Raw genomic sequence first — 16,745 nt, 5'->3', positions numbered from 1 at the left:
GCCGTCCCCCGCTTCTTGGTTCTCGTACGGGCTAGCTCAGGCCGGTGTTGATCGCGCCGACCAGCTCGCCGTTGGTGGTGTCACCGCTGAACTCCCAGAAGAAGGCTCCGCCCAGGCCCTGGGTCTTGGCCCAGCCCATCTTGGACGTGACCGTGGCCGGGGTGTCGTAGCTCCACCAGTTGGTGCCGCAGTGGGCGTAGGCGGTGCCGGCGATGGTGCCGGTGGCCGGGCAGGTGTTCTTGAGGACCTTGTAGTCCTCGATGCCCGCCTCGTACGTGCCGGGCGCCGCGCCCGTCGCCGTGCCGCCGGGGGCGGACTGGGTGACGCCGGTCCAGCCGCGTCCGTAGAAGCCGATGCCGAGCAGCAGCTTCTTGGCCGGGACGCCCTTCGCCTTGAACTTGGCGATCGCGTCGGCGGAGTTGAAGCCCGCCTGCGGGATGCCGGAGTACGAGGTGAGCGGGGAGTGCGGGGCGGTCGGGCCCTTGGCGTCCCAGGCGCCGAAGAAGTCGTACGTCATGACGTTGAGCCAGTCGTAGTACGGGGCGGCGCCGGCGTAGTCGGCGGCGTCGATCTTGCCGCCGGCGGAGCCGTCGGCCGTGACGGCCGCGGTCACCAGGTTGTTGGCGCCGAACTTGGCGCGCATGGCCTGCATCATGTTCTTGAAGGAGGCCGGGCCGCTGGTGTCACAGGTCAGACCGCAGGCGTTGGGGTACTCCCAGTCGAGGTCGATGCCGTCGAAGACGTCGGCCCAGCGCGGGTCCTCGACCAGGTCGTAGCAGGACTGGGCGAAGGCGGTCGGGTTCTGCACGGCCTGGCCGAAGCCGCCGGACCAGGTCCAGCCGCCGAAGGACCACAGGACCTTGATGTGCGGGTACGCCTTCTTCAGCTTGCGGAGCTGGTTGAAGTTGCCGCGCAGCGGCTGGTCCCAGGTGTCGGCGACGCCGTCGACCGACTGGTCGGCGGTGTAGGCCTTGTCGTAGTCGGCGTAGGAGTCGCCGATGGTGCACTTGCCGCCCTGGACGTTGCCGAAGGCGTAGTTGATGTGGGTGATCTTGGACGCGGAGCCCGAGGTCACGATGTTCTTCACGTGGTAGTTGCGCCCGTAGACGCCCCAGTTGGTGAAGTAGCCCAGCTTGACCGCGTTCGGCGGCGGCGGGATGTCCGGGCCTCCGGTGGTGCGGACCGGGACGGGGCCGGCGGCGGGGCCGGTCTGGTCGATGGTGTCGCGGGCGACGACCGTGTAGCTGTAGTCGGTGCCGGCGGTCAGGCCCGTGTCCGTGTAGGTGAGGGCCGTGGTCGTGGTGACCTTCGCGCCGTCGCGCAGCACGTCGTAGTTCTTGACGCCCTTGTCGTCGGTGGCCGCGGTCCAGGTGAGCTTCACCGAGGTGTTGGTGACGTTCGAGGCGACCGGGGTGCCGGGGGCGGAGGGCGGGTTGTCGCCCGGCTGGGTGGAGCCGTCGCACGGGGCGCCGTTGATCTTACAGCCGCTGGGCGCGCCGGGGCCGGTGCCGTTGTAGCCGAAGGAGACGGAGGCGCCGGGGGCGAGGGTGCCGTTCCATCCGACGTTCTTGGCGGTCCAGTGGTTCGCCGAATTGGTGACGGTGGCGTCCCAGGCGGAGGTGACCGCGGTGCCGGCGGGGTAGTCCCACTCGACGGTCCAGGAGGTCAGGGTGGTGGTTCCGGTGTTCTTGACGGTCCAGCTGCCGCCGAATCCGGAGCCCCAGTCCTGGGTCTTGGTGTAGGTGGCCGTGGCCGAGGTGGCCGCTTCGGCGGGGGTGGCGAGGCCGACCATGGCGGCCAGTGGCAGGACGAGGGCGGTCAGACCGGCAGCGGCCCGGTGTCTGAACCCTGCTCTGCGCGTCGGTGCTTGAGTGCTCAACGGTGCTCCTCAAGTTGCGGACGGGGTGGGGGTGGTCCGTGGAGATGCGCGCGCCCCGCGAGCGTAGGAAGGTCTGGACCAATCGTCAAGAGGTCCAGACCAAAGTCGATGTGCCCCCCTACACCCCCAACTCCTGTGCCAGCACGGCCGCTTGGACCCTGCTCCGCAGCTCCAGCTTCCCCAGCACCTTGCTGACGTGCGTCTTCACCGTCGCCTCCGCCATGTCCAGCCGTACCGCGATCTCCGCGTTCGACAGGCCCCCGCCGAGCGCCGAGAGGACCTCCCGCTCCCGGGGCGTCAGCGCCTCCAGGACGGCGGGGTCCGTCCCGCGCCCCGCCGGGGAGGGCCGCCCGGACGCGGCGAACTCCGCGATCAGCCGCCGCGTCACCGCCGGGGCGATCAGCCCCTCGCCGCGCGCCACCGTCCGTACCGCCTCGATCAGCTCCCCGGCCTCCGCGTTCTTCAGGAGGAAGCCCGCCGCCCCCGCCCGCAGCGCTCCGAAGACGTACGCGTCCAGGTCGAAGGTGGTCAGTACGAGCACGTCCGCGAGACCCTCCGACACCACGATCCCGGTCGCCGTCACCCCGTCCATCCGGGGCATCTGCACGTCCATCAGGACCAGGTCCGGGCGCAGTTCACGGGCCAGCTCCACCGCCCGCTCCCCGTCGGCCGCCTCCCCGACCACCTCGACGTCCGGCGCGCTGCCCAGGATCAGCACCAGGCCCGCCCGCACCGCGCTCTGGTCCTCGGCGACCACCACCCGCACCGTCATGTCCGCTCCCAGTCGCCCGCTGTCGGTACCGTCGCCCGCTTCCCGGCGACCACCGCCCGCACCGTCATGTCCGCTCCTCGTCGCTCGCGTCCACGGGCAGCTCCGCCCGCACCCGCCACAGTCTCCGTCCCCCGCCGTCCGTCACCGGACCCGCCCCGAAGACCCCGCCGAGCAGGGACGTCCGCTCCCGCATCCCCACCAGGCCCGCCCCCGAGCCGGGCGCGGTCGGCCCCGGGCGCTCCCCGTACGGGCTGGTCACCTCGACCGTGAGGGCGCCCGGCTCCCGGGCGAGGACCACCCGGACCTCGCCGGGCGCCGCGTGCTTCAGCGCGTTCGTCAGCGACTCCTGCACGATCCGGTACGCCGCCAGCTCCACCGGCGCGGGGAGCCCCGCCGCCCTCTCCCGGGCGTCGTCGAGGACGAAGGACAGTCCGCCCGGCCCGCCGTTCGCCCCGGCCTGGGCGATCAGCGCGTCCAGACCGGCGAGCGTCGGCGCGGCCGCCGGCTCCGTGTCCTCGTCGCTCCTCCGCAGCAGCCCGATGAGCCGGCGCATCTCGGCGAGCCCCGCCACGCTGTTCTCCCGGATGACCGTGAGCGCCTGCCGGGTCGTGGCCGGGTCGTCCAGGGAGAGCGCGGCCGTGGAGTGGATCGCGATCGCGGACAGGTGGTTGGCGACCATGTCGTGCAGCTCCCGCGCCATCCGGGCCCGCTCCGCCACCACCGCCTGCGTCCGGTCCATCTCGGCGAGCAGCGCCGTCTGCTCCGCGCGCAGCCGGGCCGCTTCCGCCGCCTCCCGGTGGTTGCGCACGATCGAGCCCGTGACCGCCGGCAGGAAGGAGACCGTGCCGATGAGCGCGCCGATCACGAGCGCCGCCGCGTTCTCCCACCAGACGAGCAGCACCACGGTGAACGTGACGGTGAGGAAGGCGGTGACGTACGGGACGCGGCGGGCCGCGGCGGGCGTGCCGTACACCACCGACGCGTAGACGACGTCCGTGAACATCAGCAGGGTGGCGAGGTTGCCGCTGGTGAGCTGGTCCCCGACGATAGCCAGGGCGGCGACGACCAGCGCGGTCCGCGGGGCCGTGCGGCGCAGGGCTTCCGCCCCCGCCATCGCGCACAGCGGGACCAGCACGGCCCACCGCTGCCCGAAGACGTGGTCGCGCGTCAGGTACAGCCCGAACGACCAGAGGACCAGACCACCCGTGAGCCCGGAGAGGGCGATGCACAGGTCGAGGCGGTGCGGGCGGGGGAGCGTCGCCGGGCGGGGGAGCGTCACGCACCCATCCAACACGCCCGTCCCGGCCCCGGCCTCCTCGTCCGGGCCGATCCGCCCCTCCGTCGAACGATGTAGACGGGATTCGTCACCGGCGACGACGAAACCCGCCCGGACCGGCGGGACGCTGAAGGGGAACCGAAAGGGGAACCCTCGTGATCGTCACGCTGATCGTCGTCTGCGAGGTCGGCTTCTGGGTCCTGCTGGCCGCCGGCCTCGCCGTCCGCTACCTCCTGAAGATGCCCCGGACGGGCCTGGCCCTGCTCCTGTGCGAGCCGCTCCTGGAGGTCCTCCTCCTCGTCGTCACCGCGATCGACCTCAAGAACGGCGCCGACCCCAGCTGGAAGCACGGCCTCGCCGCGCTCTACATCGGCTACACCGTCGGCCACGGCCACCGGACCGTGAAGTGGCTCGACGGCCACGCCGCCCACCGCTTCGGCGGCGCCCCGCCGCCCCCGAAGCCGCCGCGCTACGGCATGGCCCGCGCCCGCCACGAGGGCGCGGTCTGGCTCGGCTCGGTGACCGCCGCCGCCGTCGCCTCGGGCCTGCTGCTCCTGGCGGCCTGGTACGTCGGCGACGACGGGAACACCGAGAGCCTGCGCGGCTGGATCCTCATCGCCTGGCGGGCGGCCGGCATCCACGGCCTGATCGCGCTCAGCTACGCGATCTGGCCGAAGAAGGCGCCGGGGCACGACTCCGGGAAGACCCCCGGGAAGACCCCGGAGCACGACCCCGAGAAGACCCCGGACAAGACCCCCGGGAAGGCCTCAGCGGTCCCCGCCCGGCACCCACAGGACGTCCCCGACCTCCTTGTTGGCCGTGCGCGCGAGGATGAAGAGCAGGTCCGATAGCCGGTTGAGATACGTGGCGGTCAGCGCGTTCATCGTCTCGCCGTGCACCTCCAGGGCCGCCCAGGTGGAGCGCTCCGCCCGCCGGACCACCGTGCACGCCTGGTGCAGCAGCGCCGCCCCGGGCGTGCCGCCCGGCAGGATGAAGGAGCGCAGCTTCTCCAGCTCCTCCAGGAAGCGGTCGCAGTCGGCCTCCAGCTTGTCGACGTACGCCTGCTCCACCCGCAGCGGCGGGTACTGCGGGTCCTCCACGACCGGCGTGGAGAGGTCCGCGCCGACGTCGAACAGGTCGTTCTGCACGCGGACCAGGACCTTCACGACCTCCTCGTCGAGCCGCCCGAGGGCGATCGCCGTACCGATCACGGCGTTCGCCTCGTTGGCGTCGGCGTAGGCCGAGATCCGCAGATCCGTCTTGGCGGTCCGGCTCATGTCGCCGAGCGCCGTGGTGCCCTTGTCGCCGGTACGGGTATAGATGCGCGTCAGATTGACCATGGCGCCAGCGTAGCCAGCCGCCCGCGCTCCGGAACGGGCGTGTGCCGACCGTCACGCGCGCGCCGGCCCCCGCTCCCTCCCGCGCCGCCTGTCGTGAGTGTGACGTCCGTCAAAGAGGGCGTGACGCGCATTACTTAGCGGTCACATGGCGGCCCCGGACCGCTAATCTCCGCCGGAGAGCCAGAAGTGAACAGGCGTGGAGGGGTGGAACATCGTGGGCAGGAAGCTCGCCGTCATCGGGGCCGGACTCATGGGGTCCGGGATCGCGCAGGTCTCGGCACAGGCGGGCTGGGACGTCGTCCTGCGTGACGTCACCGACGCCGCCCTGACCCGCGGCACCGACGGCATCAAGGCGTCGTACGACCGCTTCGTCGCCAAGGGGAAGCTGGACGCCGCCGACGCGGAGGCCGCGCTCGGCCGGATCACCGCCACCACCGAGCTCGAAGCCGTCGCGGACGCCGACGTGATCGTCGAGGCCGTCTTCGAGGACCTCGACGTCAAGCACGAGATCTTCCGCTCGCTCGACAAGGTCGCCAAGGACGGCGCCGTCCTCGCCTCCAACACCTCCGCGATCCCGATCACCAAGATCGCCGCGGTGACCGGACGCCCCGAGGCCGTCGTCGGCACCCACTTCTTCTCCCCGGTCCCGATGATGCAGCTCTGCGAGCTGGTGCGCGGCTACAAGACCAGCGACGCCACCCTCGCCGCCGCCCGCGAGTTCGCCGAGTCCGTCGGCAAGACCTGCATCGTCGTCAACCGCGACGTCGCCGGCTTCGTCACCACCCGGCTCATCGCCGCCCTCGTCGTCGAGGCCGCCAAGCTCCAGGAGTCGGGCGTCGCCACCGCCGAGGACATCGACATCGCCTGCAGGCTCGGCTTCGGCCACGCCATGGGCCCGCTCGCCACCGCCGACCTCACCGGCATCGACATCCTGGTGAACGCGGCCAACAACATCTACACCGAGTCCCAGGACGAGAAGTTCGCGCCGCCGGAGGTGATGCGCCGGATGGTGGACGCGGGTGACATCGGCCGCAAGAGCGGGCAGGGCTACTACACGTACTGAGCGGACCGGGGCTGTCGGGGCCCCGCCCGTACGGACACGCGGGCCCGCGGAACGAGCACCGTTCCCGGCCCGCCCACCCCACCTCACTCCGTGGGGTGAATTTCGGTACCGGATCGCTGACAAGGCGCAACGCTTCTGCCGGTGCGGCAGTCAGTTGTTGCGAAGACGGAGCACTCTCGGGGAGCGCATATGCACATCAGGGGCGACCACGTCGAGCTGGTCGTCGGGGGCCGCCTCGACGTCCGCAGCGCGGCGGACGCCCGTACGGTCCTCCACTCGGCCGTCGACGACGGAGTCGGCGACCTGGTGCTCGACCTGACAGGGCTCGACTCCTGGGACGCCACCGGGCTCGGCGTCATCATGGGCGCCCACCGGAGGGCCGGCCGCTGCGGCCGGCGCCTGGTCCTGCGCGGGGTGCCGCCCCAGATGCAGCGCCTCCTCGTCGCCACCCGGCTGCACCGCATCCTCGCCATCGAGGGCGGCCTCGCCCTGGAGTCGCTGCCCCGGGTCTGAGACCCGCCCCCCGGGGACGGCCGGTGCGAACCAGGCGTCACGCTCAATCCTCACAAGACCGTGACGTCTTGGTCTCGGGAGCACCCCGACTGTTCCCGGCCGTCCGGCCACGGTCTAGGGTTTCGGCCGTCCGCACTTTGGCCGTCCGCACAGGGACGCGACCCACCCGGCGGGCCCGCACACCGCTTCTTGGGGGCTAGACCATGGACCCGATCAACCCTGGGTCGGAGGAGTACGGTCACGACGCCGAGGGCGAGGAGGCCCGCCAGGGCCGCGGCGTGCCCGCGCCCGCGTCCACGCCCGCGCGTGCCCGCGTCGTCGAACTCGTCTCCGGCGAGCTCCTCCTCACCGTCAACCCCGTCGACGGCAGCGAGATCGAACCCTGCCCGCCCGGACGGGAACCGGCGGCCCCCCGCCCCCGCACCCCCGAGGAGCGCGCCGAGGCCGCCCGCGCCGCCGCCCCGCCCGTACCGCCCGGCCCCGCGGCCCCCGTCCTGCCCCTCCTCGAACGCCAGGAGGAGCGCGAGCGGCTCACCGCGATCCTCGGCCGGGGCCGCTCCGCCCGGCTGCTCGGCGTCCCCGGCTCCGGCCGCACCGCCCTCCTCGACGCGGTCGCCGCCGACTGCGCCGGCCTCGCCCCCGACGGCGTCGTCCGCCTCTCCGGCCACCACCGCACCGCCGGCGAACTCCTCCACGAGCTCTTCGCCGCCGTCCGGCACGCCCCCGGGCTGCGCCCCGACCGGCCCGCGCTCCTCGACCGGCTCCGTGACGTCGGCGCCGTGGTCGTCGTCGATGACCTGGAGTTCGGCGGCGCCGCCCTCGACGAGCTCCTCACCGCCGCCCCCGAGTGCGCCTTCCTGCTCGCCGCGTCCCCCGAGACGCCCGCCCCCTCGGCCGCCGCCCACCTGGAAGAGGTCCTCCTCGCCGGGCTCGGCCGCGGCGCCGCCCTGAAGCTCCTGGAGAGCGCCGTCGGCCGCACCCTCACCGACGAGGAGGCCAACTGGGCCGGCGACCTGTGGTTCGAGTCCGAGGGCCTGCCCCTCCGCTTCGTCCAGGCCGGCGCCCTGCTCCGCCAGCGCGACCGGCTGCGCGTCACCCCCGCCGAGTTCGACGCCTTCGGCGCCCTCGAAGAGGCCTTCGGACCCACCGACCCCGACGCGGCGGCGAAGGCCGCGGCCGCCGCCTTCGACGGCGTCGACGACCCCGACGTCGAACTGCGCGAGATACCCCTGCCCAGCCTCGGCGAGGGCGCCGCCCCCGCCGCCCTCCTCGCCTCCCGGCTCAGCCGCTCCGCCCAGACCGCCCTGCGCTTCGCCGTCGCCCTCGGCGGCGAGGTCCCGCACCAGGCCCACCTGCCGGCCCTGGTCGGCGACACCCACGCCGACGCCGCCCTCGGCGAACTCGTGTCCTGCGGCCTGCTCTCCCCGGCCGGCCCCCGCTACCGGCTCGCCGCCGGGGTCCTCACCCAGCTCCTCGCCCAGGGGTACGAGCCCGGGGCCGCCGACCGCGCCCACACCGCCGCCCAGCACTACGCCTGGTGGGCCGCCCACCCCTCCGTCACCCCCGAGCGGGCCGCCGCCGAGTCCGACGCCCTGCTCGCCGCGCTCACCGCCCTCCTCCCCGCCCACGGCACCGACGCCGAAGCCGCCGCCGAGCACCGGGCCACCGCCGTCCTCCTCGCCCGCGCCGCCGCCCCCGCCTTCGCCGCCGGACTGCACTGGGGCGCCTGGGAGCGGGCCCTGCGGGCCGGCCAGGAGGCCGCCCGGCTGACCGGGGACGTCGCGGAGGAGGCCTACTTCCACCACGAGCTCGGCGTCCTCGCGATCTGCGCGGGCCACCTGGAGCGGGCCCGCGCCGAACTGGAGGCCTCCATCGGGATGCGCGGGGTGCTCGCCGACAAGCGCGGCACCGTCGCCGGCCGCCGGGCGCTCGCCCTCGTCGCCGACCTCTCCGGGGAGCACGCCGCCCCGGCGGGCGCCCGCGCCGAGGAGCCCGTCTCCCCGCCGCGCGGCACCCCGGCCGCCCGCCCCGCGCTCCCGGGCCCGGAGCCGGTCACGGCCCCGCTGCCCGGCGGACCCGTACGGACCCCGGCCCCCGCCTTCCCCGCCTTCTCCGGCTTCGCCGGTTCCTCCGGCAAGGCTCCGGCGACCGCCCCGCACCCCGTCCCCGCCGAGGACGACGGCCGCCCCGGCCTCAAGGCCGGCATCCTCAACGGGGCCCGCCGCAACCTCGTCGCCGTCGGCGCGGGCGCGCTCCTCGTCGCCGTCCTCGGCACCGTCGTGACCCTCGGCGCCACCTCCGGCAACGGCGAGGACCCGGCCCCGCAGCGCGTCACCTCCGACAGCACCCCGACCCAGGGCGTCCCCGACGAGGAGTCCGAGAACACCGACGAGACGCCCGCCGACGACGAACCGGGGGAGACGGCCGCGCCCACCGGCTCCGGCACCCCGAGCCCCTCCGCCTCCGGCAGCGCCCCGACGTCCTCCGCCACGAGCCCCGGCGCCACCGGTGACCCGTCCTCCTCCCCGTCCCCGGGCGGCCCGTCGGCGACGACGTCCCCGACGGAGACGACCCGGCCCACGACCCCGCCGACGCGGCCGACCACGACGCGGCCGCCGACGACGCCCCCGAAGCCGACCTTCTCGACGCCGACCACGCCGACCGACTCCCCCTCCGGGTCGCCGAGCGGCACCCCGTCCGAGAGCCCCAGCCCCTCCACCACGACCAGCTCCCCGGAGAGCGGGGGGAACGACCCCGACAACTCCGCCTCCGCCACCCTCGGCGCCCCGCCCGCCCCCGAGGCCTCTGCCTGACCCCGTACCCGCGTACGGGCACGTACGGGAAAAGGGACCGGCCCCGGGCGCGTCCACCGCACCCGGGGCCGGCCCCGTCTCCGTACCGCCGCCCCTAGAACAGGCGCAGCTTGTCGTCCTCGATGCCGCGCAGGGCGTCGTAGTCGAGGACCACGCAGCCGATCCCGCGGTCCGTCGCGAGCACCCGCGCCTGCGGTTTGATCTCCTGGGCCGCGAAGACGCCCCGCACCGGCGCCAGGTGCGGGTCGCGGTTGAGCAGCTCCAGGTAGCGGGTCAGCTGCTCGACGCCGTCGATCTCGCCGCGCCGCTTGATCTCCACCGCGACCGTCGCGCCGTCCGAGTCCCGGCACAGGATGTCCACGGGGCCGATCGCCGTCGGGTACTCGCGGCGGATCAGGGAGTAGCCGTCGCCGAGGGTCTCGATGCGGTCGGCGAGCAGTTCCTGGAGGTGCGCCTCCACCCCGTCCTTGATGAGGCCCGGGTCCACGCCCAGCTCGTGCGAGGAGTCGTGGAGGATCTCCTCCATCGTGATGATCAGTTTCTCGCCCGCTTTGTTGATCACGGTCCAGACGCCCGCGTCGTCGCCGGTCCCCTCCTTCAGGGTGCACGGCGGGGACATCCAGTTGAGCGGTTTGTACGCCCGGTCGTCCGCGTGGATGGAGACGCTGCCGTCTGCCTTCACCAGGATCAGACGGGGCGCGGAGGGCAGGTGGGCGGTGAGCCGGCCCGCGTAGTCGACGGAACAGCGGGCAATGACGAGACGCATGGTCGGCAACGCTACAAGACGGGCGCTCTTCCGCGCGATTCGGGCATCGTCCGGGCCCCGTGGGGGGATCTTCATGAGCCGAACACCCGTCGGTTATCAGCCGGTTGTGTTCCCCATCTTCTGGTGCGGCCAGGACTGCGCGCTTACCGTGGAAGCTGGAGGTCGTCGTCCGTGCACGCTGCGTGGCGCACGGCCCGGCCTTCGCCCTGCCCGCAAGACCCCGTCCGCGGGGTCGCGAGAGGAGAACCCATGTCGCTCGACGTCTCACCGGCCCTGTTGGAACAGGCCGAGCGAGGCGAGGTCGACGAAGCCGACTTCGTCGACTGCGTCCGGACCTCCCTGCCCTACGCATGGGAGATGATCAGTTCTCTGGTGGCCCAGCTGAAGGTCGACGGCGGAGAGTTCGCCGACAACCAGACGCCGCCGCCGAATGAGCAGGCACGTGGTCAGCTGCTGCGCGCACTCGCGAGCGACGCCATCCGTGGCGCCCTGCAGCGGCACTTCGGGGTGCGCCTCGCCTTCCAGAACTGCCACCGGGTGGCGGTCTTCCCGCTGGACCCGGCGGTGGACGACCGGCTCGCCCGTTTCACTTCCATCAGGGGGCAGTTGCTCAACCAGTCCCCGGAACTGCGCGACTGCTGAACCATGGTGCTGCCGCTCCCCGTCGCGGGAGAAGGGGGCCGGTGCGCGTCGACGCGCACCGGCGCGAAGGGATGCCGGAGCGGCAGCACGGTCACCGCGAGAGCGGGACCGCACCGCACCAGGGACTCACCACACCGGGGACCCGCCGTCCCGCCGTCTCACACCAGGAGCGGCAGGACCTCCGCGCCGAGGCGACGGACGTTCTCCTCGGTCGCCGCGAGATCGCCCGAGCCCTCCGCGAGCAGCGCGAAGCGCGTGATGCCCGTGCGCTCCGCCGTCGCCGCCAGCCGGTCCGCCGCGCGCCGGGGCGTGCCCACCGGGTGCAGCCCGCACAGCAGCTCCGTGTACGCCACGGGGTCCCGCATCGACCGGTGCCGGCCGTCCACCGTCACGTGCGCGTCGAGCCCCTGGCGCAGCCAGCCGGGCATCGCCTTCACCAGCGCCTCGGCCGCGTCCTCGTCCCGGTCCGCCAGCTGTGCGACCCCCGCCGACACGTGCCGGGAGCCGATCCGCGCGGTCTCGTCCGGGTCCCGCCCGGACTCCCGCGACCAGCGCGTCCAGGCCGCGACCATCTCGGCCTTGTCCTCGTCGCCGCAGTGCATCCCGAGCAGCATCGGAAGGCCGCGCTCGGCGGCCAGCCGCACGCTCTTCGGCGAGGTGCACGCCACCACCACCTCCGGCGCCGCCTCCCCGCCGATCAGCTCGCCGGGCCGGGGCACCACCGGCACCTCGCGGAAGGAGAACCGTTCCCCCTCGGCACCGACGCGCGGCTCGGTCAGCCAGCGCAGCAGCAGGTCGAGCGATTCGGGGAACCCCCGCTCGTACGCCTCCAGGCCCGCGCCGAACACCTCCAGGTCGACCCACGGCCCGCCCCGGCCCACCCCGAGGGTGAACCTGCCGCCCGAGGTGAGGTGCAGCAGCGCCGCCTGCTCGCCCAGGGCGACCGGGTGGACGGCTGGCAGCACGCTCACCGCCGTGCCGACCCGCAGCCGCCGGGTGCGGCCCAGGAGCAGCGCCGCCAGCGTCACGGCCGAGGGGCAGACCCCGTACGGCACGAAGTGGTGCTCGGCCAGCCAGACGGAGTCGAGCCCCGCCTCCTCGGCGACCTCGGCGGTCCGCACCGCCCGGTGCAGCGCCTCTCCCTGTCCCTGGCCCGGGAACTGTGCGGCCAGAACGAACGTACCCACGCGCATCGCCTTGTGCCTCCTCGCGGCCGACGCGTATCTCCCCCTCGCACTGGCAACAACGCCTGACACGTGCCAAAGGCAACGGCCGTTCATGAAGTTCTTGCGATTTTCGGCAGGGCCCCCGTCCACCGGGCCCGGGGCACCGCGTGGCGGCCCGTAGGCTGGAGGGAACCGTCCGTGTTCCCCGATCCCGTGAGGTGTGCCCGTGTCCCCGCGTCACAACCGCGTCCGAGGCCGCGACAAGTCCGCGCCGCAGGACGACCACGGCGACCGGTACGGCGGCGCGCAGCGCACCGAGAGCTGGCAGGGCGAGGAGTGGTGCGTCCGCCTGGTCGCCGGGGCCAGCTCGCCCGGCAAGCGCTACCGCTGCCCCGGGTGCGACCAGGAGATCCCGTCCGGCGCCCCGCACGTGGTCGCCTGGCCGGAGTACGGGGGAGTGGACGACCGGCGCCACTGGCACAAGGCCTGCTGGAACGCGAAGGACCGCCGCACCAGCCGGGTGCAGCGGTCCCGCAACGCGCCGAGGTACTAGCTCGGCCGAGGTACCGGCTCACACGTCCCGGCTGTTCAGCACGGCGTAGGCCCCGGCGAGCGCCACCGCCGCCGTGCCGCCCATGATCAGCAGCGGCTCCCAGCCCGCCGGACCGTTCTCGCCGAACGGCGGCTGCGAGCTGTACAGCGCGATCATCTGCGAGGGGATCGCGTACGTGAACAGCCACTCCTGCACCGACCGCAGCGCCGCGGAGAACATGAACAGGGCCGCCACCAGCGGCAGCAGCAGCAGGCCGATCATCACCGTGATCGCGCCCGCCGAGTGCCGGATGAGCGTGCCGATCGCCAGCGACAGCAGCCCCAGCGCGGCCAGGTAGGCGCCCGCGCCGACCGTCGAGCGCAGCCACTCGCCCCCGGACGGCGTCGCCGAGTCCACCATGGCGACCTGCGCGAGGGCGACCAGCGTCGCGACCACCGTGGTGACCGTGAAGACCAGCAGGAAGAAGACGATCGCCTTCGCCGTCAGGACCCGGGCCCGGCTCGGGCAGGCCGTCAGCGTCGTGCGGATCATGCCCGTGCCGTACTCGGACGCGATCGTGAGCACCCCGAGCGTGATCACGCAGATCGACGCCGGCAGCATCCCGAAGAAGCCGAAGGCGAGCGCCGTCTCGTCCCCCATCGGAGCCTCGGAGGCCGAGGCGATGGCCGCCACGCCCAGGCCGATGGTCACCATCAGCAGCATCATGACGCCGAGCGTCCACACCGTCGAGCGCACCGAGCGGATCTTGGTCCACTCGGAGGCGAGGGCGTCCCCGAGGTGCGCCCGGCGGACCGGGATGGGGGAGACGTAGGAGTGCGGCGCCGGGGCGTGCTGCGGGTGGGCGGGGGCGGTCATCGGGCGTCCTCGGTGGTGTCGCTCGGCTGGGGAGTGCCCGGCCGCTCGGCCGGAGGGGCGTACGGACCCGGCGCGGGCGCCTGGCCCGGGGCCGGTGCGGCGTACGGGTTCTGTCCGGGCGGCGGCGGGGCGTACCAGCCCTGCTGCGGCACGTCCTGGACCACCGGCTGCGGCGGCACCCCGTACCCCGGCTGTCCGGGCTGGAGCGGCGGCTGGAGGTGGGCGAGCCGGTCGTCGGTGGAGCGGTAGTCCACGGCGCCCTGCGTCAGGCGCATGTACGCCTCCTCCAGGGACGCCTGGTGCGGGGACAGCTCCCAGAGCCGTACGTCCGCGCCGTGCGCCAGGTCGCTGATCCTCGGCAGGGGGAGGCCCGTCACCCGCAGCGCCCCGTCCGGCTCGGAGAGGACCTGGCCGCCGGCCTCCGTCAGGACCGCCGTCAGCTTCTCCCGGTGCGCCGGCTCGGTCCCCGGCGTCCGCACCCGGGCGAAGTCGGCGGAGTTCGCCGAGATGAAGTCCTTGACGCTCATGTCCGCGAGCAGCTGCCCCCGGCCGATCACGATCAGGTGGTCCGCCGTCAGCGCCATCTCGCTCATGAGGTGGCTGGAGACGAAGACCGTCCGGCCCTCGGCGGCCAGCTTCTTCATCAGGTTCCGCACCCAGAGGATGCCCTCGGGGTCCAGACCGTTGACCGGCTCGTCGAAGAGCAGCACCTGCGGGTCGCCGAGGAGCGCCGCCGCGATGCCGAGCCGCTGGCCCATGCCGAGCGAGAAGCCCTTGGAGCGCCGCTTCGCCACGTCCTGGAGGCCGACCACGCCGAGGACCTCGTCGACCCGCCGCGCCGGGATGCCGGCGAGCTGGGCGAGCGAGAGGAGGTGGCTGCGCGCGCTCCGGCCGCCGTGCACGGCCTTGGCGTCGAGGAGCGCGCCCACCTGCCGGGGCGCGTTCGGCAGCTGCCGGAAGGGGTGGCCGCCGATCGTCACGTGGCCCGCGGAGGGCTGGTCGAGTCCGAGGATCATCCGCATGGTCGTCGACTTCCCGGAGCCGTTGGGCCCCAGGAAGCCGGTGACCACACCGGGCCTCACCCGGAAGGAAAGGTCGTACACGGCCGTCTTGGCGCCATAGCGCTTCGTCAGGCCGACTGCCTCGATCATTCTGCAGCCCCATCGACAGGTCGGTCGCATCCGTGCCGGGGCGCGGCGTCCGTCGGCCGGAGCCCCCCGTATGAGCTAGGAGCTTATCGAGCCGTTGACGGTTCCGGCCAAACAGAAAAGGTCGGGCGTCCCGCTTCCGGGGTCAGGCGTCCCGCTTCCGCAGCACCAGGTAGCCGCCGAGCAGCGACGCCACCACCCACAGCACCATGATCCCGAGCCCGCCCCACGGGCCGTACGGGACCTTCTCCGAGTCCAGGGCGCCCGGCACCACCTGCATGATCTTCGACCCGGCCTGGTCCGGGAAGTAGCGGGCCACCTCCTTGGCCTTCGGCACCGCCGCCAGGATCTGCGAGACCAGGAAGAAGAAGGGCACCAGGATCCCGAGCGAGAGCATCGACGAGCGCAGCATCGCCGTCACCCCCATGGAGAAGATCGCGATCAGGCCCATGTAGAGCCCGCCGCCGACCACCGCCCGCAGCACGTTGTCCGCGCCGATCGTGGTCCCGTGGTCGCCGAGCAGCGCCTGCCCCAGGAAGAAGGAGAGGAAGCTCGTCGCCAGGCCCACCAGGAGCGCGAGCCCGCCCGCCACCGCGATCTTCGAGAAGAGGAAGGTCGCCCGCTGCGGCACGGCCGCCAGCGAGGTGCGGATCATGCCCGAGGAGTACTCGGTGCCCACCACCAGGACGCCGAAGACCACCATCGCCAGCTGGCCGAGGACCGTCCCGGAGAAGCTGACCAGGGTCGGATCGAAGGTGAGCCGCTCGGCCTCGCTCAGGTTGTCGAACTCGGACGACAGGAGCGCGGACAGGGCCGCCCCCATCGCCACCGTGACGAGAAGGGCGCTCGCCAGCGTCCAGACGGTCGACGACACCGTCCGGATCTTGGTCCACTCGGACTGGAGGACCGCGGATGCCGCTGTCATCGTTCAGGCTCCCTTGGTGGTGCTGGTGGTGGTGCCCCACTGGGGGCCGGGCGCCGGTGCGCCCCCGTGGACGTCGGTGCCGTGCGCGTGGTACTCCACCGCGCCCGCCGTCATCTGCATGAAGGCCTCTTCGAGGGAGGCGCGCTGGGAGCTCAGCTCGTGCAGCACGAGCCCGTTCTCCGCCGCCAGCTCGCCCAGCTTCTCGGTGGTCGTCCCGTCCACCTCCAGGACCCCGCCGTCCGCCTCGACCGCGGTGAAGCCGTTGGCGTGCAGCACGTCCCGCAGCCGCTCCCGCTCCGGCGAACGCAGCCGCACATAACTGCGTGAATTCTGCTGGATGAAATCCGCCATCGACGTGTCGGCCAGCAGCTTTCCCTGCCCGATCACGATCAGGTGATCGGCCGTCAGCGCCATTTCACTCATCAGATGGCTGGAAACGAAGATCGTCCGCCCTTCGGACGCCAACGCCTTCATGAGATTGCGGATCCAGTGAATTCCCTCGGGGTCCAGACCATTGACGGGTTCGTCGAACATCAGGATCTCGGGATCACCGAGCAGCGCCGACGCGATGCCCAGCCGCTGCCCCATGCCGAGGGAGAAACCCTTCGACTTCTTCTTCGCGACCGGGGTCAGACCGACCAGGCCGAGCACCTCGTCCACCCGGCTCCGCGGAATGCGGTTCGACTGGGCCAGGCACAGCAGGTTGTTGTACGCCGACCGGCCGCCGTGCATCGCCTTGGCGTCGAGGAGCGCCCCGATGTGCTTCAGGGGTTCGTCCAGCTCCCGGTAGTGCCGGCCGTCGATCCGGACCGTCCCGCTCGTCGGGTTGTCCAGGTCCAGCATCATCCGCATCGTCGTCGACTTGCCCGCCCCGTTCGGCCCGAGGAAGCCGGTCACCATGCCGGGCCGCACCTGGAAGGAGAGGTGGTCGACCGCGGTCTTCGTCCCGTAACGCTTGGTCAGGCCATCGAGCTCGATCATGCGTACAACCTACGGGCGCGCAAAACCCTCCGCCACCGGAATGACGGAGGGTT

Annotated in this window: 16 protein-coding genes; 6 read left to right on the top strand and 10 right to left on the bottom strand. The window is 73.0% G+C overall.

What is annotated here, in order from left to right; genetic code table 11:
- Window positions 1-31: 31 nt before the first annotated feature.
- From ACIQD7_RS30965 to ACIQD7_RS30955, 3 genes are all read right to left on the bottom strand, one after another.
- Window positions 32-1,879, bottom strand: coding sequence for a glycosyl hydrolase family 18 protein (locus tag ACIQD7_RS30965; RefSeq protein WP_402445985.1), 1,848 nt, complete (start codon window positions 1,877-1,879; stop codon window positions 32-34).
- A gap of 118 nt (window positions 1,880-1,997) precedes the next feature.
- Window positions 1,998-2,651: a response regulator transcription factor gene (locus ACIQD7_RS30960; protein WP_121830198.1), complete on the bottom strand. Its 654-nt coding sequence runs from the start codon at window positions 2,649-2,651 to the stop codon at window positions 1,998-2,000.
- A 64-nt stretch (window positions 2,652-2,715) separates the two neighbouring features.
- Window positions 2,716-3,930: a sensor histidine kinase gene (locus ACIQD7_RS30955; protein WP_402445982.1), complete on the bottom strand. Its 1,215-nt coding sequence runs from the start codon at window positions 3,928-3,930 to the stop codon at window positions 2,716-2,718.
- Between the two features lie 152 nt (window positions 3,931-4,082).
- Between ACIQD7_RS30955 and ACIQD7_RS30950 the strand changes: the two genes are divergently transcribed.
- A complete protein-coding gene (locus ACIQD7_RS30950) occupies window positions 4,083-4,778 on the top strand; it encodes a hypothetical protein (protein WP_402445979.1) in 696 nt (231 codons plus the stop codon).
- Here the strand turns inward: ACIQD7_RS30950 and ACIQD7_RS30945 are convergent.
- A complete protein-coding gene (locus ACIQD7_RS30945) occupies window positions 4,695-5,267 on the bottom strand; it encodes a cob(I)yrinic acid a,c-diamide adenosyltransferase (RefSeq protein ID WP_121830201.1) in 573 nt (190 codons plus the stop codon). The genes ACIQD7_RS30950 and ACIQD7_RS30945 overlap by 84 nt on opposite strands.
- 214 nt (window positions 5,268-5,481) lie before the next feature.
- Here ACIQD7_RS30945 and ACIQD7_RS30940 point away from each other — a divergent pair, with 214 nt between their 5' ends.
- The 3 genes from ACIQD7_RS30940 (at window position 5,482) to ACIQD7_RS30930 (ending at window position 9,656) form a co-directional block, all read left to right on the top strand.
- Window positions 5,482-6,330 (top strand): 3-hydroxyacyl-CoA dehydrogenase family protein, encoded by an 849-nt coding sequence (locus ACIQD7_RS30940; protein WP_402445976.1) that lies wholly within the window; start codon window positions 5,482-5,484, stop codon window positions 6,328-6,330.
- 189 nt (window positions 6,331-6,519) lie between these two features.
- Window positions 6,520-6,843 carry an STAS domain-containing protein gene (locus tag ACIQD7_RS30935; protein WP_030210572.1) on the top strand — a complete coding sequence of 108 codons (324 nt, stop codon included), beginning with the start codon at window positions 6,520-6,522 and terminating at the stop codon, window positions 6,841-6,843.
- A gap of 203 nt (window positions 6,844-7,046) precedes the next feature.
- The gene (locus ACIQD7_RS30930; protein ID WP_402445973.1) at window positions 7,047-9,656 is read left to right on the top strand and encodes an ATP-binding protein; all 2,610 of its coding nucleotides are present in this window, start codon (window positions 7,047-7,049) and stop codon (window positions 9,654-9,656) included.
- Between the two features lie 94 nt (window positions 9,657-9,750).
- Here the strand turns inward: ACIQD7_RS30930 and nucS are convergent, their stop codons facing one another.
- Window positions 9,751-10,422, bottom strand: a complete 672-nt coding sequence (gene nucS / locus ACIQD7_RS30925; protein WP_351971945.1) for an endonuclease NucS — start codon at window positions 10,420-10,422, stop codon at window positions 9,751-9,753.
- 249 nt (window positions 10,423-10,671) lie between these two features.
- Here nucS and ACIQD7_RS30920 point away from each other — a divergent pair, with 249 nt between their 5' ends.
- On the top strand, window positions 10,672-11,064 hold the full coding sequence (locus ACIQD7_RS30920; RefSeq protein WP_030218823.1) for an SCO5389 family protein: 393 nt from the start codon (window positions 10,672-10,674) through the stop codon (window positions 11,062-11,064).
- A gap of 158 nt (window positions 11,065-11,222) precedes the next feature.
- Here ACIQD7_RS30920 and ACIQD7_RS30915 read toward each other — a convergent pair whose 3' ends face one another.
- Window positions 11,223-12,257: an LLM class flavin-dependent oxidoreductase gene (locus ACIQD7_RS30915; RefSeq protein ID WP_121833166.1), complete on the bottom strand. Its 1,035-nt coding sequence runs from the start codon at window positions 12,255-12,257 to the stop codon at window positions 11,223-11,225.
- Window positions 12,258-12,456: 199 nt separating this feature from the next.
- Between ACIQD7_RS30915 and ACIQD7_RS30910 the strand changes: the two genes are divergently transcribed.
- The gene (locus ACIQD7_RS30910) at window positions 12,457-12,783 is read left to right on the top strand and encodes an ATP/GTP-binding protein (RefSeq protein WP_402445968.1); all 327 of its coding nucleotides are present in this window, start codon (window positions 12,457-12,459) and stop codon (window positions 12,781-12,783) included.
- A gap of 18 nt (window positions 12,784-12,801) precedes the next feature.
- Here the strand turns inward: ACIQD7_RS30910 and ACIQD7_RS30905 are convergent, their stop codons facing one another.
- The 4 genes from ACIQD7_RS30905 to ACIQD7_RS30890 all read right to left on the bottom strand — a co-directional run bounded on the left by ACIQD7_RS30905 (window position 12,802) and on the right by ACIQD7_RS30890 (window position 16,692).
- Window positions 12,802-13,638, bottom strand: a complete 837-nt coding sequence (locus ACIQD7_RS30905) for an ABC transporter permease subunit (RefSeq protein ID WP_402445965.1) — start codon at window positions 13,636-13,638, stop codon at window positions 12,802-12,804.
- Window positions 13,635-14,789, bottom strand: a complete 1,155-nt coding sequence (locus ACIQD7_RS30900) for an ATP-binding cassette domain-containing protein (RefSeq protein ID WP_121833163.1) — start codon at window positions 14,787-14,789, stop codon at window positions 13,635-13,637. The genes ACIQD7_RS30905 and ACIQD7_RS30900 overlap by 4 nt, the downstream gene beginning before the upstream one ends.
- Window positions 14,790-14,931: 142 nt before the next feature.
- A complete protein-coding gene (locus ACIQD7_RS30895; protein ID WP_121833162.1) occupies window positions 14,932-15,711 on the bottom strand; it encodes an ABC transporter permease in 780 nt (259 codons plus the stop codon).
- A 3-nt stretch (window positions 15,712-15,714) separates the two neighbouring features.
- Window positions 15,715-16,692: an ABC transporter ATP-binding protein gene (locus ACIQD7_RS30890; RefSeq protein WP_161374797.1), complete on the bottom strand. Its 978-nt coding sequence runs from the start codon at window positions 16,690-16,692 to the stop codon at window positions 15,715-15,717.
- Window positions 16,693-16,745 lie beyond the last annotated feature (53 nt).

Source organism: Streptomyces sp. NPDC093071 (genome assembly GCF_044754545.1).
Classification (GTDB): Bacteria; Actinomycetota; Actinomycetes; order Streptomycetales; family Streptomycetaceae; genus Streptomyces.
Note: the sequence above shows the minus strand (reverse complement) of the source record. Positions and strands in the feature narration are given on the sequence as shown.